The sequence below is a fragment of the Methylacidimicrobium sp. B4 genome (assembly GCF_017310545.1).
Lineage (GTDB): Bacteria > Verrucomicrobiota > Verrucomicrobiia > Methylacidiphilales > Methylacidiphilaceae > Methylacidimicrobium.
The window spans coordinates 1,831,245-1,854,015 of record NZ_CP066203.1; the positions used below are offsets into that span (position 1 = coordinate 1,831,245).

General features: G+C 63.0%; 19 protein-coding genes. 10 read left to right on the forward strand and 9 right to left on the reverse strand.

Annotated features, from left to right (window positions below; genetic code table 11):
- Positions 1–73 precede the first annotated feature (73 nt).
- Complete coding sequence (locus MacB4_RS08680) at positions 74–1,039, reverse strand: glycosyltransferase family 2 protein (RefSeq protein ID WP_206865009.1); 966 nt, start codon at positions 1,037–1,039, stop codon at positions 74–76.
- Between the two features lie 715 nt (positions 1,040–1,754).
- On the opposite strand from MacB4_RS08680, the gene leuS reads away from it, so the two are divergent.
- Complete coding sequence (gene leuS / locus MacB4_RS08685; protein ID WP_206863459.1) at positions 1,755–4,229, forward strand: leucine--tRNA ligase; 2,475 nt, start codon at positions 1,755–1,757, stop codon at positions 4,227–4,229.
- Positions 4,230–4,252: 23 nt separating this feature from the next.
- Here leuS and MacB4_RS08690 read toward each other — a convergent pair whose 3' ends face one another.
- Positions 4,253–5,587 (reverse strand): TldD/PmbA family protein, encoded by a 1,335-nt coding sequence (locus MacB4_RS08690; protein ID WP_206863460.1) that lies wholly within the window; start codon positions 5,585–5,587, stop codon positions 4,253–4,255.
- The gene (locus MacB4_RS08695) at positions 5,584–7,158 is read right to left on the reverse strand and encodes a TldD/PmbA family protein (RefSeq protein ID WP_206863461.1); all 1,575 of its coding nucleotides are present in this window, start codon (positions 7,156–7,158) and stop codon (positions 5,584–5,586) included. The genes MacB4_RS08690 and MacB4_RS08695 overlap by 4 nt, the downstream gene beginning before the upstream one ends.
- 147 nt (positions 7,159–7,305) lie before the next feature.
- Here MacB4_RS08695 and MacB4_RS08700 point away from each other — a divergent pair, with 147 nt between their 5' ends.
- The 4 genes from MacB4_RS08700 (at position 7,306) to MacB4_RS08715 (ending at position 11,327) form a co-directional block, all read left to right on the forward strand.
- Entirely contained in the window at positions 7,306–8,571 is a 1,266-nt protein-coding gene (locus tag MacB4_RS08700) for a M20 family metallopeptidase (RefSeq protein WP_206863462.1), read from the forward strand.
- A gap of 84 nt (positions 8,572–8,655) precedes the next feature.
- Entirely contained in the window at positions 8,656–9,114 is a 459-nt protein-coding gene (locus MacB4_RS08705) for a hypothetical protein (protein WP_206863463.1), read from the forward strand.
- Between the two features lie 195 nt (positions 9,115–9,309).
- A complete protein-coding gene (locus tag MacB4_RS08710) occupies positions 9,310–9,480 on the forward strand; it encodes a hypothetical protein (RefSeq protein WP_206863464.1) in 171 nt (56 codons plus the stop codon).
- An 80-nt stretch (positions 9,481–9,560) separates the two neighbouring features.
- Positions 9,561–11,327 (forward strand): N-acetylmuramic acid 6-phosphate etherase, encoded by a 1,767-nt coding sequence (locus tag MacB4_RS08715; protein ID WP_206863465.1) that lies wholly within the window; start codon positions 9,561–9,563, stop codon positions 11,325–11,327.
- Here the strand turns inward: MacB4_RS08715 and nth are convergent.
- Genes nth through MacB4_RS08735 form a run of 4 tightly spaced genes read right to left on the reverse strand, consistent with a single transcriptional unit; the run spans position 11,227 to position 16,862 of the window.
- Positions 11,227–12,078: an endonuclease III gene (gene nth / locus MacB4_RS08720; RefSeq protein WP_242529207.1), complete on the reverse strand. Its 852-nt coding sequence runs from the start codon at positions 12,076–12,078 to the stop codon at positions 11,227–11,229. The genes MacB4_RS08715 and nth overlap by 101 nt on opposite strands.
- Positions 12,062–13,453, reverse strand: a complete 1,392-nt coding sequence (gene rimO, locus MacB4_RS08725) for a 30S ribosomal protein S12 methylthiotransferase RimO (RefSeq protein ID WP_242529208.1) — start codon at positions 13,451–13,453, stop codon at positions 12,062–12,064. The genes nth and rimO overlap by 17 nt, the downstream gene beginning before the upstream one ends.
- Positions 13,450–14,517: a helix-turn-helix domain-containing protein gene (locus MacB4_RS08730; protein WP_206863466.1), complete on the reverse strand. Its 1,068-nt coding sequence runs from the start codon at positions 14,515–14,517 to the stop codon at positions 13,450–13,452. The genes rimO and MacB4_RS08730 overlap by 4 nt, the downstream gene beginning before the upstream one ends.
- Before the next feature lie 14 nt (positions 14,518–14,531).
- Positions 14,532–16,862, reverse strand: a complete 2,331-nt coding sequence (locus MacB4_RS08735) for a DNA translocase FtsK (RefSeq protein WP_206863467.1) — start codon at positions 16,860–16,862, stop codon at positions 14,532–14,534.
- Between the two features lie 287 nt (positions 16,863–17,149).
- Between MacB4_RS08735 and MacB4_RS08740 the strand changes: the two genes are divergently transcribed.
- Positions 17,150–17,764, forward strand: a complete 615-nt coding sequence (locus MacB4_RS08740) for a superoxide dismutase (protein ID WP_206863468.1) — start codon at positions 17,150–17,152, stop codon at positions 17,762–17,764.
- Positions 17,765–17,791: 27 nt separating this feature from the next.
- On the opposite strand, the gene MacB4_RS08745 is transcribed toward MacB4_RS08740, so the two are convergent.
- Positions 17,792–18,106: a hypothetical protein gene (locus tag MacB4_RS08745; RefSeq protein WP_206863469.1), complete on the reverse strand. Its 315-nt coding sequence runs from the start codon at positions 18,104–18,106 to the stop codon at positions 17,792–17,794.
- 109 nt (positions 18,107–18,215) lie between these two features.
- Between MacB4_RS08745 and MacB4_RS08750 the strand changes: the two genes are divergently transcribed.
- Both MacB4_RS08750 and MacB4_RS08755 read left to right on the forward strand, forming a co-directional pair.
- Positions 18,216–18,704, forward strand: a complete 489-nt coding sequence (locus MacB4_RS08750; protein ID WP_206863470.1) for a DUF192 domain-containing protein — start codon at positions 18,216–18,218, stop codon at positions 18,702–18,704.
- Positions 18,701–19,480 (forward strand): histidinol-phosphatase HisJ family protein, encoded by a 780-nt coding sequence (locus tag MacB4_RS08755; protein WP_206863471.1) that lies wholly within the window; start codon positions 18,701–18,703, stop codon positions 19,478–19,480. The genes MacB4_RS08750 and MacB4_RS08755 overlap by 4 nt, the downstream gene beginning before the upstream one ends.
- A gap of 10 nt (positions 19,481–19,490) precedes the next feature.
- Here the strand turns inward: MacB4_RS08755 and hpnC are convergent, their stop codons facing one another.
- Positions 19,491–20,405 carry a squalene synthase HpnC gene (gene hpnC, locus MacB4_RS08760; RefSeq protein WP_206863472.1) on the reverse strand — a complete coding sequence of 305 codons (915 nt, stop codon included), beginning with the start codon at positions 20,403–20,405 and terminating at the stop codon, positions 19,491–19,493.
- A gap of 173 nt (positions 20,406–20,578) precedes the next feature.
- Here hpnC and coaE point away from each other — a divergent pair, with 173 nt between their 5' ends.
- Entirely contained in the window at positions 20,579–21,181 is a 603-nt protein-coding gene (gene coaE / locus MacB4_RS08765) for a dephospho-CoA kinase (RefSeq protein ID WP_206863473.1), read from the forward strand.
- 117 nt (positions 21,182–21,298) lie between these two features.
- Positions 21,299–22,768 carry a transcription termination factor Rho gene (gene rho / locus MacB4_RS08770; protein WP_206863474.1) on the forward strand — a complete coding sequence of 490 codons (1,470 nt, stop codon included), beginning with the start codon at positions 21,299–21,301 and terminating at the stop codon, positions 22,766–22,768.
- Positions 22,769–22,771: the final 3 nt, after the last annotated feature.

A 22,771-nucleotide genomic window follows, 5' to 3' on the forward strand; every position in this document is an offset into this window, starting at 1 on the left:
GCAACTGGAGCAGATCCGCGGTTTTGCCGCACCGGGGGAGATCGATCGGGCAGCTCGAAGCCGGGAAGGCCAGTTATGCTTCGTCCACATCCTTGTGAGACCAGATGCGCCGCACCAAGTATATGGGACGCTGCTTGCACTCTTCATAGGTCCTCCCCAGATACTCGCCGATCACCCCCAACGCCATGAGTTGCACACCGCCAAGAAACAAGAGGGTGACCATAATCGAGGGATAACCCTTAACCGGGCTGCCCTTCAGCAGGGTGCGAGCTACCAGATAGATCGCAGAGAAAGAAGCCAGGCCGGATACCACGAATCCAAGATAGGAGGCGAATCGCAATGGGACCTGACTGAAGGAGGTGATGCCGTCAAGTGCGAATTGCCAGAGCTTCTGGTAGCTCCACTTCGATCTCCCCGCATGGCGTGGCTCGCGATGATAATAGACGCTGGCGGTTCGAAATCCCAGCCAGGCAAACAGTCCCTTCATGAACCGTCGGCGTTCCGGAAGCGCCTTCAGAGCATCGAGTGTGGGACGGGAGAGCAGGCGAAGGTCTCCGGTGTTTGGTGGGATCTCCACGATGCTCATGCAGTTGATGGCTCTGTAGAATGCATACGAGCTGATCTTCTTTAGCCAGGATTCTCCCTTGCGCGAGATGCGAACTGCATTGACGACATCAAACCCTTCTCGCCATTTGGCAAGCATGCGGGGAATGATCTCCGGGGGATCCTGCAGATCTGCGTCCAGAGGAATGGCGCACTGCCCTCTTGCGTGAGCCAATCCCGCAGTGAGCGCGGCCTCCTTTCCGAAATTACGGGAGAGATCGATGACGACGACGCGCGGGTCTTCCTGATAGAGCTGGATCAACCGGTCGAGCGTCTCATCGGTGCTGCCATCATTGACACAGATCATCTCCCATTCTTCGTGGGAGCTGTCCATGACGTCCCGCATGCGCGCGTACAAGGCGGGGAGATTCTCGGATTCGTTATAGCAGGGGACGATGACCGAAACGGTCGGGCCTTGCGGCGAATGTCCCGTCATGCGCGAAGCCTCGTTTCGATCGCGTATTTCAAGCCGCGAACCCGATACGCTACTCACAAGCCCTCCCTCGAAACCGGAAGGAAGATCCGCTTGCTTCATTCCTCCGGGTTCCCCATCTTCGTTGCAGGTCGACATATAGACCCAGTGAGAAACCGGTTGTCCGCCCCGCATCCGTACCCCTCGGTGGCATTCGCTGCAGCGCTCCTGGGCGAGTGCCTGCGGAAAGGCCGCCCATCGGATGCCGAAGGGGGGAATAAAGAAGTTCGTCATGGGGTCAAAGCCTCGTATTACCGGATCAATCCATTTAACCCCTGGTTTGAGAAAAAGTTTCTTTCGGGTTCGCCATCGAGGAGAAATTTCCATGGCGATCTTTCGATGTCGGCTTTGCTGATTGGCGCGGTGCGCAGAGGGGCCAGCGCGCTTCGGGGGAGGAAAGAGAGGTTTTGGGCTTGAACCCGCTGCGATCTGCTGGCGGCAGCTCGCTCCTTCGGTTACGACTCCGGGCTTGAGCAGGCTGCTTCTGCGGCGAAAGAGCGATGTCCAGACTGGATCGTCAATGAAGTTGCCTCCAGTGTCCCAGCCCTCGCTAACCGAGCCTGAGCCTGACCCCTTGTGCGTCGGAAGGTCCTGCGACCCGCCGGTCCCTTTTCGGCATTGGCCGGGCATGTGAAAAACCCTTTCGCTTTGGGCGACGGCATGCCATGTAGAGGCGAGCATGGAAGCGCGTAGGGCCTACCCGTTCGATCGGATCGAGCCGAAGTGGCAGAGGGTCTGGGAAGATCGCGCGATCTTCCGCGCTCCCAACCCCGGCGAGCCGGGTGCCGAGAAGCCCAAATATTACGTGCTCGACATGTTTCCCTACCCCTCGGGCAGAGGGTTGCACGTCGGCCATTTGGAAGGGTATACCGCCAGCGATATCGTCGCTCGTTACAAGCGGATGTGCGGCTTCAACGTGCTCCATCCAATGGGGTGGGATGCGTTCGGCCTCCCGGCAGAGCAGCATGCCGTGGCCACCGGCATCCATCCGCGGATCACGACCGAGCGCAACATCGCCAACTTCCGAGCGCAGATCGCGGCCATGGGCTTCTCCTACGACTGGTCTCGGGAGATCCATACGACCGATCCCCGCTACTACCGCTGGACCCAATGGATCTTTCTCCAGCTCTTTCACCGCGGGCTCGCCTATGTCGCCGAAGCCCCTGTCTGGTATTGCCCGGCCCTGCAGACCGTGCTGGCCAACGAGGAGATTCTTCCGTCGCCGGAGGGTCCGGTTTCCGAGAGGGGCCACCATCCGGTCGAGAGGCGGCCCTTGCGGCAGTGGATGCTTCGTATCACCGCCTACGCCGAGCGGCTGCTCGCCGACCTCGATCTCGTCGACTGGCCGGAATCGATCAAGGAGATGCAGCGAAACTGGATCGGGCGGAGTGAAGGGGCGACCGTCCGCTTCGCGATCGAGGGGGAGGAACGCACGGTCGAGATCTTTACCACCCGCCCCGATACGCTCTTCGGCGCCACCTATCTAGTCCTCTCTCCCGAACACCCGCTGGTGGAAGCGATCACCCGCCCCGAGTGCCGGGAGGCCGCCGAAGCCTACCTGCGGGAAGCAGCCCGGAAGAGCGACCTGGAGAGGACGGAGCTTGCTCGGGAGAAGACGGGTGTTTTCATCGGCGCTTTTGCGATCAATCCGGTCAACCGCGAGAGAATTCCGATCTGGATCGCCGATTACGTCCTCTCATCGTATGGAACCGGAGCGATCATGGCGGTACCGGCTCACGACGAGCGCGACTTCGAGTTCGCCTCTCGCTTCGGCCTTCCGGTGCGCAAGGTCGTCGTTCCCAAGGATCCGGCTGATCCACCGGCGGGATGCTTTTCCGGAGACGGCGTCGCCTGCGCCTCCCAGTTCTTGGATGGCCTGCCCACGCCCGAAGCCAAGAGCGCGATGATCGCCTGGCTCGAGGAAAAGGGCTTCGGGAAGAGAACCATTCATTATCGGCTTCGCGACTGGCTTTTCTCCCGGCAGCGATATTGGGGAGAGCCCTTCCCCATCATCTGGCGCAACGGGGAGGCGCAGCCGGTCCCCGAATCGGAGCTCCCCGTCCTCCTGCCAGAACGGAAGGAGTTTTTCCCGGAAAAGGGAGGATTTGCCCCGCTTTCGCAAGAGAAGGGATGGGTGGAATTGCCTGACGGAGGCCAGAGAGAGACCAACACGATGCCCCAGTGGGCGGGCTCCTGCTGGTACTACCTGCGGTATCTCGATCCCAGGAACGACCGAGAGCTCGTTTCCCGCGAGGCGGAACGCTACTGGATGGGCCCGCAGGGCGTCGATCTCTATATCGGAGGGGCCGAGCACGCCGTGCTCCACCTCCTCTACTCCCGGTTTTGGCACAAGTTTCTTTTCGATATTGGGGTGGTTTCGACCCCCGAGCCGTTCCACCGGCTCGTCAACCAGGGCATCATCCTGGGAGAAGACGGCCGGAAGATGTCCAAGTCCTTCGGGAACATCGTCAATCCCGAAGGGCTGCTTCGGCAGTACGGTGCCGACACCGTGCGCCTCTTCGAGATGTTCCTGGGCCCCCTTGAGCAGATGAAGCCCTGGTCCTCCCAGGGACTCGAGGGGCCCCATCGCTTCCTGGCTCGCGTCTGGAGGCTCGTGATGGAGGAGGATGCTGAAGGCCGCTGGGTTCTTCGCTCGGGTATTTCGGAGCAAGGAGCTCCGGCAGAGATTCGGCGGCTTCTCCACCGGACGATCCGGAAGGTCACCGAGGACCTGGAGCAGCTCTCCTTCCACACGGCCATCGCGCAGATGATGATCCTGGTCAATGCGCTGACTCGGGAGCCCATTCCCTCTCGAGACGTTCTCGAATCGCTGATCCTGCTCCTTTCGCCCTTTGCTCCCCACCTCTGCGAGGAGCTCTGGTCGGTGCTCGGCCACGCCGACTCCTTGGCTTATGCTCCATGGCCAGAAGTCGATTCCCGGCTCCTCACCGAGGTGGAGGCGGAATGGGTCATCCAGGTCAACGGCAAGGTGCGGAGCCGGATGAGGGCAGAGATCGACCTCGGTCAGGAAGAGGCCGAAGCGCTCGCTCGCCGGCGACCCGAGATCGAAGCTCGGCTTGAAGGAAAATCGATCCGGAAGGTGATCTTCGTCCCCGGGAAGCTGCTCAACTTCGTGCTCGACCGGGAGCCGTAACCCGCGCTCAAGGCTCCTTCCAATCAGGAAGCCTGGGACACCGAGGAAAACCTAAACTCCTTGGAAACCAGTGCCGGGACTCGAGCAGGAAGATCGTCGATCTCCGATCCCACCGCCGCTTCGGGTTTCCCGAGAGCCAGCACGTTCTTGAGAAGAGAGACCGGGCTCTCGTTGAAGCGGAAGTTGTTCACCGGATAGCCGATCTTCCCCTTGTCGATCCAGAAGGTGCCGTCCCGGGTGAGACCGGTGAGAAGGAGCGTGCGGGGATCGACCGTCCGGACATACCAGAGGCGTGTGACGAGTACGCCTCGATCGATGCCCTGGATCAATTCTTCGGTCGAGCGGTCGCTGCCGGAGAGAAGGAGGTTCGTCGGTTCGGGAACGACCGGAGCCTTTTTCTCCTGCGCCCAAAATCGGGTGCGGATCAACTCGCGGAGTCGACCCCCCTCAATCCAGCTCCGGGGCAAAGCGGGCAGCCCCTCGGTCGAATAGATCGAGCCGGGCGCAACGGGGTCTGCCGGATCCGACCGGAGCGAGACCGAGTCGGCGAAGAGCTTTTCTCCCAAGAGCGTACCCCCTCCCGGGCGAGAGAGGAAGCTTCTCCCCTCGTCGGCGGGGCGGGCCTGGAGGGAGAGCAAAAGAAAGCCGATCAGGTCGCAGACCGCCGAAGGCTCGAGCAGGACGGTGTATCGACCCGGAGCCAATGGCTTCGGATGGCGAGAAAGGAGCGCCTTCTCCACCGCTCGGCGGGCGAGGGCCGGGAGGGCGATTTCTGCGGGAGCGTAGGCGGCGGTCGCCGCCCAGCCGGCGCCCCCGCCGTCCCGGGTGCGCGCAGAGACCGTATATTGCAGGCGAGTCGACTGCTGAAAAACCCAGAGGCCGCTCGTGGCCATGCAGGCAGAAAAGCTATTCTCGCATTCGAGAAAGGCCGCTCCGACAACCCGCTCGGCCTCTGCCGCAGCAAGGATCGTCCGCCCCTGCTCCGCCAAGTCCTTCGCAGTCAAGCGAGCCGCCTCGGGGGAATAACTTCGGGAGCAAGGATAGGTCTGCGGACCCGGAGGGGGAAGAAACTCCGGGTCTTCCGGAGAAACGCGTGCGACCTCCTCGGAACGATGCACGAGCGTGGCCAGGTCGCCGGGCTCCGCCTTGTTGCCCGCGGCTTCCCCCCGGCGCTTTCCGAAGGAGGAGGCGACGCGGCAATGGAAACCTTCATCCTTTCCGTCGGTCGTGACCGTGTTGCAGGCGATGCGGACGTTGAGCCGGCTCCAGCCGGCCATCTCGGCCACCGCGGTATCCGCGCGGGATTGGGAGAGAAGCTTGGTTCCGATTTCCCGGGCTTCCCCTTCCGACAGGATCATGCCCCCCTCCCGGTGTTGAGCACGGTGATCCCCCGAAAGCGGGCGGGAACGACGCCGTGAGAGACGGGCGCCGATTGGACCGGTTGGCCCTTGCCGCAGGAGAGCGTGCCGCCGAGCCAGTATTCCTTGGCTCCGCCGATCCCGTCGCATGCCTTCCAGAACGGAACCGTGGTCCCCTGGTAGGCGACGTCCCGGAGCATCTCTCCGAGCTTCCCCTTTCGGATTTCGTAGAAGAGCTGGCCGCCGAACTGAAAGTTCCTGCGCTGCTGGTCGATGCTCCAGCTTCCGTCGCCCATGATGTAGACCCCCTCGTCGACGCCGGAGATCAACTCTTCGATGGAGATGTCTTGCTCGGAGGGTTGCAGGGAGATGTTGGGCATGCGCTGGATCGGAAAGTAAGCGTGTCCTTCGGCGAAGGCGCAGGCGTTGGAATGGGGTAGCCCGATCCACCGGGACTGGCCGATCGCCATTTGAAAATTCTCGAACCGGCCATGAGAGAGGATGGGGAAACGGGCGTAGCGTGCGGGCATCCCGTCATCATCATACGCGGCGGTGGCAAGTCCTCCCGGTTGATCGCGGTCGGCCATCACCGTCACGAGCTCGCTGGCGAAGGCCAAGCGCCCCCGATCGGCGGGGGTGATGAAGGTCGTGCCCGCGAAACCGGCCTCATAGCCAAAGGCCCGGTCGAGCTCTGTCGAATGGCCCACGGTCTCGTGGAGGGTCAACCAGAGGTGGGTTGGATGAAGCACCAGGTCCATCCTGCCTGCGGCCACAGGCTTGGCCTTGAGCTTTCGCTGCGCATCCTCCGCCGCTTGGTGCGCTTCCCGCTTCCAATCCTGCGAGCGGATGTACTCGTAGCCGGCCGCCCGCGGCGGAAAAAAGCTGGAACGGTTGGCGAACCGCCCGGAGGCCGGATCGGTCGCAGTGACAGTGAGCCGCGGATAGGTCCGGAAAAAGAGCTGTTCGAGGAAGGAGCCGATGCTCGATGCGAAGAACTTTTCCTGCCGGACGAAGAGAAAGAAGCTGTGGGCGAAAGAGGCGCCCGCTTTCATCGCCTCGGCATTGATTGCAAGGAGCTGCCCCGCCTTCCGATCAAGCGGGACAGCGAAAGGATCCTGCTCGATGGGTACCTGCCAGCGGTCGACCTTGGGCTCGATCCGCTCGATCTCGATCGGCTGGGTTGCAAGCGCGCGGTTGGCCTTGGCGATTTCCACCGCACTCCGTGCGCAATCGCTCGCGTGTGCCGGGTCGAGGACGCTCGCCGAGCTGAATCCCCAGACTCCGTTCACCAGGACCCGCACGCCAAGGCCGCTGCTCGTCGATACCTCGACGTTCTCGATCCGTTCCTCGCGAGCCGAGATCATCTCGGATTCAGAAAAGAGGATGCGAAGATCCGCGTATCCCGCTCCTGCGGAGCGAGCCGCGGAGAGAGCCGCTTCCGCGAGGCGCGCGGCATCCGCCCGCCGGGAAGAGGGGGCTTCGGACGCCGAGGCGGCCGTTACCAGCGGTCCTCCTCCTCCAAGGAAGCTTGCGGCCAAGCTTTGGAGGAATCTTCTGCGGGAGATGCTCATATCCAGCCGTCGGCGCTCGCCAATACCCCATAACTAACAGGGGCCCCCGGGCTGCGGCAAGGGCGGGGAGCCGCCATCGCCGGCCCGCCGCGAAAAAGGCTGCCATCGTCTACCAGCGTGGTAAAAGGGAGAGGGGGAAGAGAAACCGTGAACACCGACGCGGAAGCCTGGCTAGCGGAGCACGAAGGAGAGCTCTGCTCTTTCCTCGGCGAGATCGTGAGCATTCCCACCGTGAATCCCCCAGGGGATCATTATACGGATCTGGTAGGGCGATTGGAAGCCAAGCTTCGGGAGATCGGCCTCTCCACCGAGATCTTGACCGTCCCGCGCGAGATCGCCGCCGAGGTTCTCCCACCGGGCTCGGCGGATCTTCCCCGGCACAATCTGATCGGCAGATGGGAGGTCGGCGGCCAGAAGACCGTCCAGCTCAACTCCCATTACGACGTCGTTCCGGCAGCGGGAAGGTGGAAGCACGGCCCATTTTCGGGAGAGCGCGACGGAGGCTGGATCTTTGGCAGGGGGACTGCCGACATGAAAGGATCGCTGGTTGCGAGCCTCTTCGCGGTCGAGGCGCTGCGGAGGACCGGGACGCTGCCTCGGGTCAACGTGGAGCTTGCATTCGTCGCGGATGAGGAGATCGGCGGGGAGCTGGGTACCGGGTATCTCGTAACCCATCAGGGGAAGCCCCCCGATTTCGCCATCGTCTGCGAAGGCGGAGCCGCGGGAAAGATCGGGATCGGCCACAACGGGATCGTTCAGCTCGAGGTGACTGTTCTTGGCAAAGGGGGCCACTCGGCCTATCCGAGTCGGACCGTGAATGCCTTCGAGCGGATGATTGCCCTCGTTTCTCGCCTCGAGCCAGAGCTCAAGCGGGTAATCGCCGATCCCCGCAGGCGCTTTGCCACCCCGTCCGGCGAGGACCTGGAACCGGTGGTCAACTTGGGAGGGGTCTTCGGTCCGGGCAAGGCGGCCAAGGTCAACATCATCCCGGGCGAGGCCTCCTTTACGATCGATCGGAGGCTCACTCCCGCCGAGCAGGCCCCCGCGGTCGAGCGAGAGCTGCGGCAGATGGTCGAGGTGGCTGCGGCAAAGACTCGGGCAGGGATTCGGATCCGAACCATTCACACGACGGCCCCGTGCTCGCTCTCGCCCCGTGCGTTGCTGCCCCAGGCCTTCCGAAGGGCGGTGGAAGGGGTGCGGGGTGGGCGCGCTCGCTTCAGCGTGAATCGCGGAGCCACCGACATGCACTACTACGCGCGAAAACGGGGAGTGGACACGATCGGTTACGGGGTCGATGGGAAGAATATCCACGCCATCGAGGAAAGGATCCCGGTCAAGGAGCTGGTGACCACGGCCCGAGTTTATGCGCGCTTCCTGCGTGATTTCACGCCGGAGTCCCGGAAGGGCGGGTAGGCCGGTTGAGCCTCCCCCCGAAGCAGAGACCGCCTCGGGAGATTGGAGCAGTACCCGCTGTCTGCCGCAGAGCGCGAGCCCCGCATGAGAGATCCCCACTCCCTTGTCGTCTTGCTGCTCCTGGGGTCGGCCTCCATGATCGGCCTGCCTCGCCTCTACCCGCAGCAGCATCCCTTTGAAGCGGGTGTCGGCATGGCCTATGCACCGGGACACGCCTTCATCCTCAAGGCACCCGATGGCTGGATCCTCGATCGAGAGTCCCGTGGCAACGCGCTCCCGGAGCCTCTCTTCTATCCGGTCGGCTTCACCGCAAAAGATGCCCCCGTTCTCAGCTGGGCGGGTTCGATGCGCAGCGAGCCCGGTGGCCGCGATCGCATTCAAGGGTTCTTGGAGGAGAGGGCTCGTGCGCTCTCAGCGCCACGCGGAGCAGGGGTCAAGGCCGATCGCCTGGACGAGTGGCGCATAGGGAAAAATGGAGCCCGCGTGGCAATCTACGCCTTTGTCTCGGAGCCGGGAGGAGACCCGCTCCTGGAGAGGGTTTGAACAGTTGATTCATTATTTGTCTTTTTCAATCTTTCTTGTAGATTTTAACTGACAGTGGCCGTCCTGGACGGCCCTACGGCGAGTTCCGCCGGAAGTCACGCCTGTGGAGAGGAGGGCTCTGGCTCGGCACGCAAGCGCCGGGTGAAACCAGCCTCGAAGAAGCAGGAAGTCAGCTTTGTTCCTGTTTAGGCAGGAATGAGCAAGTCTGACGGAACGGTCGGTTGTTTTCCGACTGCAAGCTCGATCGACTATGTCGTGCTTCGGGCGAAGGAGAGGGCCTTTTATGAAAGGTCGCTTGCCGCCTTTGCGTCGATCGTGAAGTCCTACATTCCCTTCCAAGGCGGTCCGGTGTACATCCCTCGATGAGCCTTGGGCGAAGCACCGGCGCCGGCTGGACCAAAAAAAGAGACGATGGGTTCGGGTACCAAAGGAAAGGGAAGCGGCCCGTGGGCACTACGCTAGGCATTGAAGGAGGGGGAACCAAGACGACCTGGGCGGTTCTCGACCCGGAAGGAGCGGTTCGCGCGCAAGGATTGGCCGGCCCGGGGAATGTCAGCCTGCTTCCGGACGAGGAGATCCGGAAGCTCCTGGCGGGAATCCGTGCTTCGGTCGGAGGCGCAGTCGACACGATCGGAGCCGCTTTTGCTGGCTGCCGACTGCCGGTGCAGCGGCAGCGGATCGACGAACTGCTCCGGGCCCTGTGGCCGGCTGCGGTGCGCATCGTTGTCTCCGAGGACACCCGTTCGGCCTTTGCCGGCGCCTTCGGCTCCGGCGAAGGAATCGTCGTCATCGCGGGCACCGGCTCGAACGTCCAGGGGCATCGGGAAGGACGATGGGAGCGAGCCGGCGGCTGGGGCCACATCCTGGGAGATCCCGGCAGTGCGTACGACCTGGCGCATATCGGTCTCCAGCGCGTCTACGATGCCTTGGATGCCACCGGCGGCGTCGTTTCACTGGGAGCCTCCTTTCTGCAATGGACCGGCCAGAACAGTCTCGAGGAGCTTTTTGCCTATGTTCTCCGCGATCCTTCGAAGGATCGGATCGCAGCCCTCGCTCCTTGCGTCCTGGACAACGCGGCGGCGGGCGATCCGCTCGCCGTCGACATCGTGCGATCCCGTTCGAGGCTCCTGGCGGAGCAGGTGAGGTACGTCGCGGAAAGGCTCGGGCTCGCGCGTCCCAGGATGGCCCTGGTCGGCGGTCTCTTCGAGCATAGCGAGGCCTACGCAACGCTTTTCGGCGACGAAGTGCGGTCCCACCTGTCGGTGAGTGAGATGTTCGTCTCCCGCGTGCCGGGAGCCTTGGGTGCCGCCCGGCTGGCCGACGAGGCGCTCTCAGCGCCGCGGGCGGCCGAGGCGGAGTCGGGCTCGATCCGATCGCGCGAGATCGCCGCTTCGCTCGAGGGCGCGCTCACCGAGGAGCGGAACCCTCGTTCCCGCTTTCTCGATCAGAAAACGGTAGCGGAGCTCGTCGAGCTCTTTCTTTCGGAAGAGAAGCTTGTAGAGCGGGCTCTCCGAGATCGGCAAGAGGAGATCACGGCCGTGGCCGCGGCGGTGGCGGCGGCCTTGCAGGAGGGAAACCGGCTCTTCTACGTCGGCGCCGGAACCAGCGGGCGATTGGGGGCGCTCGATGCGAGCGAGATGCCACCCACCTTTGGGGTCCCCGCCGATCTCGTCCAGGCGATCATGGCCGGGGGATCCGAGGCGTTCTTCCGGAGCCAAGAAGGGGCGGAAGACGATCGCGGGGCGGGCGCGCGCAGCGTGATCGAACGAGGCGTTCGGAAGGGAGACGCCGTTTGCGGGATCACCGCGAGCGGACGGACGCCGTTTGTCCTGGGCGCGCTCGAGCAGGCGGCCGCGATCGGTGCCCTGCCGATCCTTCTGAGCTGTAACCCGAGGCGCTCTCCGGTTCCTTTTGTCCGCTTCTCGATCGATCTGCCTACCGGGCCCGAAATCGTTGCCGGCTCGACCCGCCTCAAGGCCGGGACGGCGACCAAGCTCGTGCTCAACCTGCTTTCGACCATCGCGATGATCCGGATCGGGCGAGTTCGGGACAACCGGATGATCCACGTCCAGCCGAAGAGTGAAAAGCTCCGCTATCGCGCTCTCCTTCTTGTCATGGAGCTGGCTTCCTGCAGCGAGGAGGAGGCCCTGAGGCGCTTGGAGTGCACGGATTGGCGGGTGGCTGCGGCGATCGACCTCCCGAAACCGCTCTGAAGTCGACGGGGCAATCGGATGGCTGCTGAGGCAGCGGAGGCAAGCCTTGCCGCGGGCAGAGAGAGAGCAGCTCGCAGTGGGGGCAATCCGGCTTGCGGGCCCGGCAGCGTTTGCGCCCGTGGAAGATGAGGCGGTTGCTGAAGGCGATCCACTCCTTTCGGGGAATCGCTTTCATGAGGTCGGCTTCGATGCGCTGCGGGAGCTTCTCCCGGGTCAGGCCAAGCCGATAGGAGACGCGGGCGACGTGGGTATCGACGACGACGCCGATCGGGAGAGCAAAGCCATTGCCGAGCACGACGTTCGCGGTCTTGCGGCCGACGCCAGGCAGCGCAAGCAACGCTTCCATTCTCTTGGGCACCTCTCCTCCCCAGCGTTCGCTCAGGATTTGAGCCGCTGCGCGGATATGGCGCGCCTTGGTACGAAAGAAGCCGAGCTGGCGTAGCGCGTGCTCCAGATCTTCCAGCGGAGCGGCGGCATAGCTGGCGGCATTCGGGTAGCGGGAGAAAAGCCCGGCGGTCACCCGATTCACCTGCTGGTCCGTGCACTGTGCGGAAAGAATCGTAGCGATCAGCAGCTCCAGAGGATTCCGGTAATGGAGCGCCGGACGGCTCTCCGGGTAGGCGGAGGCGAGCCGGAAACAAATGGCGGAGGCTCTCCTTCTTTCCGCTCGGTCGCGATCTGGGGATGGGCCCTTCCCGGGCCGGCGTCGTTTTCCGATCGCCGCCTCAGTGCCTTCAGCCGCTACTGACACGAGCAGCCTCCCTGGCGATCAAGTCATAATCGGAGACTCCCCGAACGACGACCTCGGCGAAGGTTCCCGGGGTCAGCTTCGGAGAGACAAAGACCCTTCCGTCGACCTCCGGGGCATCGGAGGCCGAACGGGCGATTCCGGGGGAATCGACGAGCACGCGAATGCGTCGTCCGATCCAAGCGGGCGCTTGGCTACGGACGACCTCCTTTTGCCGCGCCATGAGCTCTTCCCACCGTCTCTTCTTCTCGGCTTCGGGAACCTGTGCTGCGTGCTGCGCGGAACGGGTTCCCTCTTCCTGAGAGTAGGAGAAGACGCCGAGCCGGTCGAAGCGGGCTTCGCCGACGAAGCGGAGGAGCTTCTGGAAGTCTTCTTCGCTCTCTCCGGGAAAGCCGACCAGGAACGTCGTCCGCAGGGCAACTCCGGGAATGGCTTGGCGGAGGGCGGCGAGAAGCTCACGCAATTGTGCTTCGGAGGTGCCCCGTTGCATCCGCTCAAGCACCGGGTCGGCGATGTGCTGGAAGGGAACGTCGACGTAGCGCACCAGCTTGCGCGCCCCGGCAAACGTCTCGATGAGCCGCTCGCTCCAATGGGCCGGATGAGTATAGAGCACCCGGATCCAGAAGTCTCCCGGAATCTCGTCCAGGGCGGAGAGGAGATCGGCCAGGGTCTCTCCCTCTCGCGAAGCGCTCGCCACCGTATCGCGCCTCAGGCGGTCCTTGCCGAAATAGGTCGAATCTTGGGAGATCAGAATCACCTCCCGGACGCCACGGGCGATGAGCGCTTCCACTTCCTGGACGATCGAGGAGATCGTCCGGCTCCGGAACCGGCCGCGAATCCGCGGAATGATGCAGAAGGTGCAGGGATGGTTGCACCCTTCGGCGATCTTGACGTAGGCCAGATGGCTGGGAGTGAGCGGGAAGCGAGGCGAGGAGAAGTCGGGAAGAAAGCGGGAGTCGGAGGAGATCGCCTCGCGGCGCACGCCTCCGTCGGGAAGCAGAAGATGGGCGAGATGCTCGGCGATCCTGTCGACCTCGTCGAGGCCGAGAAAGAGATCCACTTCCGGGAGAAGCGAGGGGAGATCCTCGCGATAACGCTGAGAAAGGCATCCGGTCACGACGATCTTCTGCCGCCCTTCTCGCCCCGAGGTCTCACGCTCTTGGTGGGAGGAGAGGACCGTGCGAATGGCCTCCTCTTTGGCCGGGTCGATGAATCCGCAGGTGTTGACGATGAGGATGTCCGAGGAGGAGGGATCGAAGGAGACCGCCGCCCCCGCCTCCGCCAGGCGACCGAGCATGATCTCCGCATCGATCAGGTTCTTGGCGCACCCGAGCGGGATCATCCCGACCGTCTTCCCCTCGAGCGATGGGGAGATCATGGGGTTGGGAGAGTCAGCTCTTGCCCGGGAGAAGAGTTGGAAGCCATCGAGACCGTCTGTCCGTCCAGGACGATATCGACCACGGAGCTATTGGCCACCTTGATCTGAAACTTGGGGCCCAGGAACTCCTTGCGTTCTCCCGTATGCAAGACGCCCGCGAAGAGCTGCCGGCGGTGGCCATTCTCGATGACATTCACGTGGACCCATGATTCCTTCCTGGCTTGGAGAACCAGGTGGTACGCCTTGGTCGGAGAGGGGAGCTCGACCGTCGGGGGGACAGCCGAAGCGGAGGGTTCCGCCGCCTGGGCCTCCTCGTCATTGGTCTCTGCCTCCTCCGCAGATACCCTGGAAGAGGGGGCCTCCGCCTGCGGTGCGTCCGCATCTTCGCCGGGCCGGACCGGGATCGCCCGAGCCACCCGGACCGGGGCTTCGGCGGCCGCAGAAGGGGCGCCGGGGGAGGGATTCACGGGCAGCGCCCGACGCACCTCCATCACGTCTGGCGTCGGGGGCGGAAGCGGCGCCCGCTTCCGGATTTCCGCCTCCACCGGCTTGCGGGCAGACCGGGCTTCGGGGGAGAGCTCCAGGCCGGTGATGTCTTTGGGTTCGGAAGGCAAGGGTCGCCGGTACGAGGCGACTTGGTAGACGCGGTAGACGCCGACCGCGCACATGAGAGCGAAAAGCCCGGCCGCCACCAAGAAGGCGACGAGCTGCGGAGTGATCCAACGGCGTCGGGGAGCGGACTCTGCCCGGCCCATCAGGAGGAGAGGCTTCTGGGTGGGAAAGGGACCTTTGCGCATTGGCCAGAACGCTTGATCCAGCTGCTCGAGCAGCGCCTTCTCGTCCAGGTGGAGAACTCGAGAGTAGGTCCGGAGGAAATTCCGCACGTACGCCGGAGCGGCGAAACTGCGATAGTCGTCCTGTTCCAGAGCCACGAGCTGCTCTGGCAAGATCTTCGTGGCCTTGGAGGCTGTATGGATGCTCCACCCCAGTGCAGCGCGCGCCTCCTGCAACTGGTGACCGATGCTCTTCCCCGGCGGGAGCCGCTTTACGTTATCGATTGCCATGACGGAGCACGCCTTTATGCTGTCGGGACCGGGCCGTCAAGATCGGCAAGAATCTCCCTGGGCTTGGCGCCGTTTTCCGGTCCGACCCATCCTCGATCCTGGAGCAGGTCCATTACCCATGCCGCCCGATTGTAGCCTAGCCGCAAGCGCCGTTGCAGAAGGGATGTGCTGGCGCGCCTTTCTTGCCAGATGATTTCCAGGCACTTCTGGACCAGCTCCCGATCCGGGTCCGACAGATCGTTGGTGGCGGACTCCCCCGCAAGCTGCTCATGGAGCTCGTTCTCGAGCGTGGGCCCTCCTTGGGCGCGAACATAGTCCACCACCTCGGCAACCTCCTCTTCCGAAACATACGCTCCTTGCCCTCGGACCATTTGACCGACGCCCGGCGGCACGTAGAGAAAATCTCCTTTCCCCAACAGGTTCTCTGCACCATTTTCGTCGAGGATGACGCGGGAGTCAAGCGAGCTGCTGACCTGGAAGGCGATGCGGCTGGGGATGTTGGCCTTGATGACCCCCGTGACCACTTCCCTCCGTGGAGTCTGGGTTGCGACGATCAGGTGAATGCCGGCAGCTCGAGCCTTCGCCGATAATCGTGCGATTGCGACCTCGACGTCCGCGGACGCGGTCTGCATCAAGTCGGCCAGCTCGTCTACGATCACGACGATGGAGGGGAGCGGTTTGGGAGGCTCCTCCTCGGCGGCTCCCGTGCTGGAACCATTCGAAGAAGGGGGAGATGCCTTGCGTTGAGCGGAAAGCGCCTTGAGAGCGTGCGCGTTATAGGCGGAGATGTTGCGCACTCCGGCCGACGCCAGGAGCTTATACCGCTTGTCCATTTCGACGATCACCCATTTGAGAGCGGTAATCACCTTCTTGGGGTCGACTACGACCGGCACGATCAAGTGTGGGATTCCGTTGTAGATCTGCAGCTCGACCTGCTTGGGATCGACCAGGATGAGCCGTAGCTCTTCCGGGCCGAAGCGAAAGAGCAGCGAGAGCAGCAGCGAGTTCACGCAGACCGACTTGCCCGAGCCGGTCGCTCCCGCGATGAGCAGATGCGGCATCTCCGCGAGGTCGGCGATCAGTGGTTGGCCGTAGACGTCCTTGCCGAGAGCAATCGGGAGGCGCGCCCGGGTCTGCTGGAACTCGGGGAGGCCGAGGATATCTCGCAGAACCACGGCCGACTTGTTCGGATTGGGAATCTCCACCCCGACGCTGTCCTTGCCCGGAATCGGGGCGAGGATGTTGATCTTTTCTGCGCGCGTGGCGCGCGCGATGTCCCTTTGGAGGCTCAGGATTCGATCGACACGGACTCCCTCCGCCGGATAGAGCTCGAACCGGATGACGGTGGGTCCCTTCGTGATGGTTCCGAGGATGGTCTCGATGCCGAAGCTGGCGAGCGTCTTGACGAGGAGATCCCCTGTCTGGCGAAGGTCGTTGTCGCCGGGGCCGCCTTTGCGAGGAGCGGGGCTTTCCCGGAGCAGACGGAGCGGGGGGGGGCAATAATCGGCGGCGCTTCCGGCCGAGGCGGTGCGGGAAAGGGGATCCGGTGGCCGCTTGCGCACGGGCTCCGGCTCGGGCGTGGGGGCATTGCTTGTCGCTGTTCGCTCCGCGGTATCGATGACCTCGGGCGAGCCCGTTTCCCTCCGTGCACCGAGGCGGTTCTCCTTCCTGGACAGCTTCCGCGAAAGGAGCCTCTCCTCTTCCGCGAGCTTGCGTTCGGCGATCTCGATTTGACCGCGAACCCCCTCTCTCCGGAGGCGCTCCTCCCGGTAAGCAGCCCAGCGTTCCTTCGCCCAGCGCGCCATCCGGATCAAGCTGCGGATCGGCTCCGCCTCATAAAGAATGATCAGCAACAGGAGGCAAGCGATTCCGAGAAAGATCTGACTTCCCGTTTTGCCCAGCGCTGGGGAGAGCAAGGGGCGGTCGAGGAGCTCGCCCACGAACCCTCCTGTGCTCCCGATGTTGACACGGGCGCGCAATGCGCTGCCGAAGTAGGGCTGGACATTGAAGAGCCCGGAGGCCGCGATCAAAAAGAGAGCCGTCCACAGGAGCTTACGGCTCCAGGCCACCCGGGCCTGCAGGCTGAACGCCATCCCGGCGGTGAGCAGCAGGAAGGGAATCAGGTAGGCTCCGAGGCCGAAAAGGGAGTAGAGGGCGAAGGCCGTGTAGGCTCCCAGCGGTCCGATGGCGTTGGCCACCTCGGCCTGGCTGGGCCACTGGTTGTAGGCGATGTCGCCGGGGCGGTACGAGACCAGGCTCAGGAGCAGGAGGAGGGCAAGCCCGAAGCAGAAGATGCTGCTGATCTCCGCCAGGAGGCGGCTCTTCGCGTTCTCCCAGAGCTTCACGGCCCACTCTATCGCGTCGGAAGGGAGAGGCGCAATCGTTGATTCGTTGGCTCCCCAAGGCGAGCAGAGCAACGAAACCGGATGGGTAGGGGAAACTCCGGGGGCACCCGAGGAAAAAGTCCTTGCCTTTCCGGAGGCCTTGACGTTTGAGTGGACTGATCCTTTGGGCAACCGGGTTGCGGCGGTTTCGGGACCCCGGGGAGCCGGAGATCGCAGCAGTGGCGCGCGTCGATCGGCGCCGGCTGGAAAAATTGGCAAGAAGGTGGAAAGAGACAGGAGGATTCCTTATGGCATACGAAACCCCTCAGCTTCCCTATCCGTTGGACGCGTTGGAGCCCTACGTCAGCACGATGACGATGGATTGCCACTACAATGGTCATCATAAGGCCTATGTGAACAATTTGAACAAGGCGCTCGTCGATTATCCGGAGCTGGCAGCGAAGAGCCCGGAGGAGCTGATCCGGAACCTGAGCGCCGTCCCGGAGAAGATCCGTACCGCGGTGCGCAATAACGGCGGAGGCCACGTCAACCACTCGATGTTCTGGAAGATGATGGCTCCTCGCGCCGGTGGAGAGCCTTCCGGGAAGCTTCTCCAGACGCTGCAATCCGCCTTCGGCAGCTTCGGCGAATTCCAGGGGAAGTTCGAGGCGGCGGGTTTGGGCCGGTTCGGGAGCGGCTGGGTCTGGCTCGCGCGCAATCCTTCAGGGGCGCTCGAGGTCACCTCTACGCCCAACCAGGACAGCCCGCTCATGGAGGGCAGCTATCCCCTTCTCGGATGCGATGTCTGGGAGCATGCCTACTATTTGAAATACCAGTTCCGCCGCGGAGACTGGCTCAAGGCGTTCTGGAGCGTTGTGAACTGGCCGGAGGTCGAGCGGCGCCTGGACGAGAAGGGGGCGTAGGCTCCCCGGGTTCGCGCGCTCTACCCTCTAGAAAGCCAGGAGCTCGGCGGTGCCGGAGATCAGATCCGCCAGCAAGCCGAGCCCGCCGTAGGTGACATCGGGATTCCTCGGAAGAGAGCGACGCATGGCGGCGTAAGCGCAGCCGAAGAGCCGCAGTTGCGGCCCGGCCAGGGCGTGAAGAGAGTCGATCTCCCGGATCCCGTCGTCGAGGCAGTAGAGGTAGATCTGCTCTCCTCGCGCCCTTCGCTCTTCCAGCACCTGGAGAAATTGGCTAAACTGCTCGCTCCTCCGATCGACGGTCAGGAGAAGGCAGAGCTGCTTGGGGGAGGAAGGGCTTGGCATGCGGACACAGGGGCTAACGGGGAACGGGGCGAGAGGCAACCTTCGCTCGCCTCGGACGGAACGGAGCGGCCATACGCGTATTCTTGCTCGGCACGCCTGGCGGCGCAAGATGCTCTACGGAAGAGTTGCCTTTCTTTGCTTCCTGGCGCAGCTTGGCCCGGTGGCGCTCCTTTCCCGCTCGACCGCCGCGGAGGCCGCGGCGGTACCGTTGCGGCTTTCCGTCGGATCGGGCCGCTTGGCGGTCGAGGTGGCGCGAACGCACGAGGAGCTCTCCCGCGGGCTCATGTTCCGCCGAAGCTTGGACGAGGATGCGGGAATGCTCTTTTTGCTCCCGCACGAGGGAGTGGCATCGTTCTGGATGGCGAATACGACCATTCCGCTTTCCGTTGCGTTTCTCGACCGAACCGGCGCGATCCTCGAGATCCACGATCTCGAGCCGCTCGACACCCGCATCGTCTCCAGTGAGAGCGCGCGGGTCCGGTTTGCTCTCGAGGTCAATCGCGACTGGTTTGCCCGCCACGCTGTTCGGGCGGGCGAGACGGTACGGCTAGAGGGAGCGAGCTGGCAGCAGCTTGCCGACCGGAAAGGAAATCCATGAATCTGTTTAGCGACTATCACATGCACCCGCAGGGGCACCGTCTGCAGCCTTACGACCGCGAGCTGCTGGAACCCTGGTCGAAAGCCGCCCGCAAGCGCGGGATTCGCCACTTCGCCATCACCGATCACGACCGTTACCACGAGGGGGTCGACTTCGAGGCCTTTCAGCGCTGGCGCGAGGAAAACGGCGACTTGACGATTCGCATGGGGATCGAGCTCGACAACGATCCTCAGAGCGGCGAAGCGGGCCTTGCCTGGGTGCGGCGGAATTGGGAGAAGCTCGACTTCGTCTTGGGCTCCGTCCATTTTTTGAAGAATTGGCCATTTGATCGTGCGGGGGAGGATGTCGGCTTTGCGCAGCGGCCGATCGAGGAGATTTACCGCGAATACGCGGGAGCCCTACGGTCGCTCGTGCAGCGCGGTTGGATCGATTGCCTGGCCCACCTCGACTTGATCAAGATCTTCGGATTTCGGCCCAAAGCGGGCTTCCTCGACTACTTCGAGGAAGTATTGGTTCTCGCGCGGGAAAAGGACTTGGCTCTTGAGATCAGCACGGCGGGGTGGAGAAAGCCGGTAGGCGAGGCGTACCCCGACGAAGCCATCTTGCGACGAGCCAAAGAGCTGGGCATCCCCTTTACTCTCGCCTCCGATGCTCATTCCTCCTTTCAGATCGGGGAAGACTACGAGCGGCTTTCCGGGCTGCTCGAAAAAGTGGGCATTCGCGAAGTCGCCCTCTTCGAAGGGCATCGGCGGACGCTCGTCCCGCTCGCCGCGTAAGGATCTCCGGCTAGGACGAACCAAGAGCGACGGATTCCGACAGGCGGGGAAGACCGTCCCGAATGCGGAAGAACGCCTTCGCCAGCAGAGTGGGTGCATCGAGGGCGTCCAGGGTGGGGCGATGGTGAAGGGTGTCGAAATCGAGGTCAACGATCTTTTCGAGGATGCGACGGCCGCTCTGCCAAGTGAGCTCGATTTCCCAGCAAAGAGGACGGGGAAGGGTCGCCATCAGGCCATAGCCTTGCTCGAAGAGCTGAAAGGCCCTCTCCACTTCCATGGCGAGCAGCCCGCGGAATTCGCAGCTTGCCAGTCCGGCAAAGAGACTCTCCTCGGTAACCCCGAAGCGCTTCATCTCGTCTTGTGGGAGATAGATGCGGTCCTTGAGCAGATCGACGGAGAGGTCCTGCCAAAAGTTGGTGATCTGCAAGGCCGTGCAAATCGCGTCCGAGGCCGCAAGCTGTTCCTCTCGCTTCTGACCGTGAATGAGCAGGACAAGCCGGCCGATCGGATTGGCGCTGCGGCGGCAGTAGTCGAGCAGCTCAGCGAACGAGGCATAGCGTCGCTTCTCGACGTCCTGCGCGAAAGCGCTCAGGAGATCGAGGAAGAGATCGATCGGCAGGTCGAACTCCTGGATCGTCTGGTGGAGGGCTACGAAGACTGCGTCCTCTGGTGCACTCGCCGGATCGCGAAGCGCGGTTTCGAAACGGAGCAGACCCTTCCTTCGTCCCGCCGCCGTCCGCTCCGGGAGAGCTTCGTCGGAGGAGGAGTCGTATCCCTCATCGGCGATGTCATCGGCCAGCCGCGCGAACGCGTAGATGGCGTGGATGTGAGGTCGCAAGGGGCGGCGGACCAGAAGGCCGACAGGGAAATTTTCGTAATGCTGAGCGATGCGCCGGCAGGTGGCGTAGGCCGTTTCGAGAGTCACCTGCTCCTTCTTTTCCGAAAGGGAGAGCTTGTCAACAGGGAATGGACGGGGCTACCCCATGGCCAAGGGGTGATCGAGGAGCGGGCAGAACACAAGTCGGGAAGAGGAACGGGTTTCCCGCTGGTCGGAAGGGGTCGGCCGCTCGGCCCGCTCCATGGAGGAGGTCTCTCGCCATGCCGGTTTCTTATGTCGGTCTGACCGGCGGAATTGCCGCCGGCAAGTCGACGACCTCCGAATGGCTTCGGAGGATGGGATGGCTTGTGATCGACGCGGATGAGATCGCCCGAGAGTTGACGGCGCCGGGACAGAAAACATGGCAGAAACTGGTTGACGCGTTCGGGGAGCAGATCTTAAATGAGGATAAGACCATCGATCGAAAAAAGCTCGGGTCGATGGTTTTTCGTTGTTCTCAGTTGCGGGAGACGCTAAACGGGCTCACTCACCCCGACATCGCCGAAAGGTGGCGCAAGGAAGTGACGGATTGGAGGGCTCGGAACCCGAACGCAAAAATTGCTGTGTCGGTTCCCCTCTTGCATGAAGTGGCCCTGGAGGGAGAGTTTGAGAAAATTCTCTGCGTAGGTTGCTCCTACGCGACGCAACTGCGTCGGCTCCTGGCACGCGGTTTGGAAAGGGAGGAAGCGGAGGCACGGATCGAGAGTCAGTGGCCAATCGAGAAGAAGGCCGCGCGCAGCGACGTACTCCTCTGGAACGACGGTTCGTTGGAACTTCTGGAGCAGCAGATTTCTCGCTTTGTCCTCGCTTGCGCAGCACCTTGAGACATTGTCCCTTGCGGGACGAGGAACGGGGTGCGCGGTGGAATCCAACACGCGATCGAGTGGAACGGGCAGTTTCTGGTGAGAGAGGGGGAAGAGGGAAACCTCAATGGAAAAAGAATGAATGCGGATGAAATCGGACAGGAGAAGGGTGAACCTTCAAAGAGTGGCGCATCGACCGGGACTAGTCCATGGGAAGCGGGCGCGCCCTCCGAAGAGCAGCGGCAGCCTCGGAGCGGACACCCGGCCCGGCCTGCCGAATCCCGCGGCGGTGAGCAGCCCAATCGCAAGGAAGGAGGTGGGGAGTGGTCTCGTCCTCTTGCGACCGGCCAGCCGCTCAGCCTGAGCGAGCTCCAGCACCTTTCCTTTGCGGAGCTCCAGCTGAAAGCCGGGGAGTATCAGATCGAGAATCCCGGGCTACTCCGGAAGCACGAGTTGATCTTCGAGACGTTGCGTCGTCATGCCCAGCGCAACGGTCCGATTTTCGGAGACGGGGTCCTGGAGGTGCTCTCCGAGGGGTATGGCTTCCTGCGGTCGCCCGCCTACAACTACTTTCCTTGTCCCGAAGACGTCTACGTCTCTCCTGCGCTGATCCGGCGCAACGGCCTCAAGAAGGGCAACCTGGTTTCGGGCCCCATTCGTCACCCGAAGGAGAAGGAGCGATATTTCTCGCTTTTGCAGGTCGATCTTGTCGAAGGGGAAGAGCCGGACAAGGTCCGCAATCGCATCTTTTTCGACAACCTCACCCCCCTCTTTCCCAACCGTCGGATTTTCCTCGAAGGAAAGTCGAAGGACGCTTCCCTGCGGGTCATCGATCTGGTTACGCCGATCGGCTTCGGTCAACGCGGTTTGATCGTGGCTCCTCCGAGGACCGGGAAGACCGTCCTGATGCAGAAGATCGCCAACGGGGTCAGTGAAAATCATCCTCAGGCGCATCTGATCGTCCTTCTGGTCGACGAACGGCCCGAAGAGGTGACCGATATGGAGCGCTCCGTCCGCGGCGAGGTCATCAGCTCGACCTTCGATGAGACACCGGAGCGCCATGTCCAGGTGGCCGAAATGGTGATCGAGCGGGCGAAGCGCCTGGCGGAGACGAAGGTGGACGTGGTCATCCTGCTCGACTCGCTGACCCGGTTGGCGCGTGCGTACAACACCTTGCAGCCCCATAGCGGAAAAATTTTGACCGGAGGCGTCGACGCCAATGCGCTGCAGAAACCGCGGCGCTTTTTTGCGGCGGCGCGGAACTTGGAAGAAGGCGGGAGCGTGACGATCCTGGCCACGGCCCTGATCGAGACCGGGTCGAAGATGGACGACGTCATCTTTGAGGAATTCAAGGGAACCGGCAACATGGAGGTCCATCTCGACCGTGCGCTCGTCGACAAGCGAATCTACCCGGCGATCAACATCCCCAAGTCGGGTACGCGCAAGGAGGAGCTCCTCTATCATCCCGACGAGATTGCGCGGATTCATGTCTTGCGCCGCGCGCTTTCCTCCGTACCTCCGGTGGAGGCCATGGAGCTGCTGCTCGAGCGGTTGCGCAAGACCAAGAGCAACGTCGAGTTCCTCCTTTCGATGAATCTCAAGGAGTAGAGT

Coding starts and splice junctions, on each gene's coding strand:
- MacB4_RS08680 (WP_206865009.1), bottom strand. CDS start 1,039: ATGACGGGACATTCGCCGCAAGGCCCGACCGTTTCGGTCATCGTCCCC.
- leuS (WP_206863459.1), top strand. CDS start 1,755: ATGGAAGCGCGTAGGGCCTACCCGTTCGATCGGATCGAGCCGAAGTGG.
- MacB4_RS08690 (WP_206863460.1), bottom strand. CDS start 5,587: ATGATCCTGTCGGAAGGGGAAGCCCGGGAAATCGGAACCAAGCTTCTC.
- MacB4_RS08695 (WP_206863461.1), bottom strand. CDS start 7,158: ATGAGCATCTCCCGCAGAAGATTCCTCCAAAGCTTGGCCGCAAGCTTC.
- MacB4_RS08705 (WP_206863463.1), top strand. CDS start 8,656: ATGAGAGATCCCCACTCCCTTGTCGTCTTGCTGCTCCTGGGGTCGGCC.
- MacB4_RS08710 (WP_206863464.1), top strand. CDS start 9,310: ATGAGCAAGTCTGACGGAACGGTCGGTTGTTTTCCGACTGCAAGCTCG.
- rimO (WP_242529208.1), bottom strand. CDS start 13,453: ATGATCTCCCCATCGCTCGAGGGGAAGACGGTCGGGATGATCCCGCTC.
- MacB4_RS08730 (WP_206863466.1), bottom strand. CDS start 14,517: ATGGCAATCGATAACGTAAAGCGGCTCCCGCCGGGGAAGAGCATCGGT.
- MacB4_RS08740 (WP_206863468.1), top strand. CDS start 17,150: ATGGCATACGAAACCCCTCAGCTTCCCTATCCGTTGGACGCGTTGGAG.
- MacB4_RS08745 (WP_206863469.1), bottom strand. CDS start 18,106: ATGCCAAGCCCTTCCTCCCCCAAGCAGCTCTGCCTTCTCCTGACCGTC.
- MacB4_RS08750 (WP_206863470.1), top strand. CDS start 18,216: ATGCTCTACGGAAGAGTTGCCTTTCTTTGCTTCCTGGCGCAGCTTGGC.
- MacB4_RS08755 (WP_206863471.1), top strand. CDS start 18,701: ATGAATCTGTTTAGCGACTATCACATGCACCCGCAGGGGCACCGTCTG.
- coaE (WP_206863473.1), top strand. CDS start 20,579: ATGCCGGTTTCTTATGTCGGTCTGACCGGCGGAATTGCCGCCGGCAAG.
- rho (WP_206863474.1), top strand. CDS start 21,299: ATGAATGCGGATGAAATCGGACAGGAGAAGGGTGAACCTTCAAAGAGT.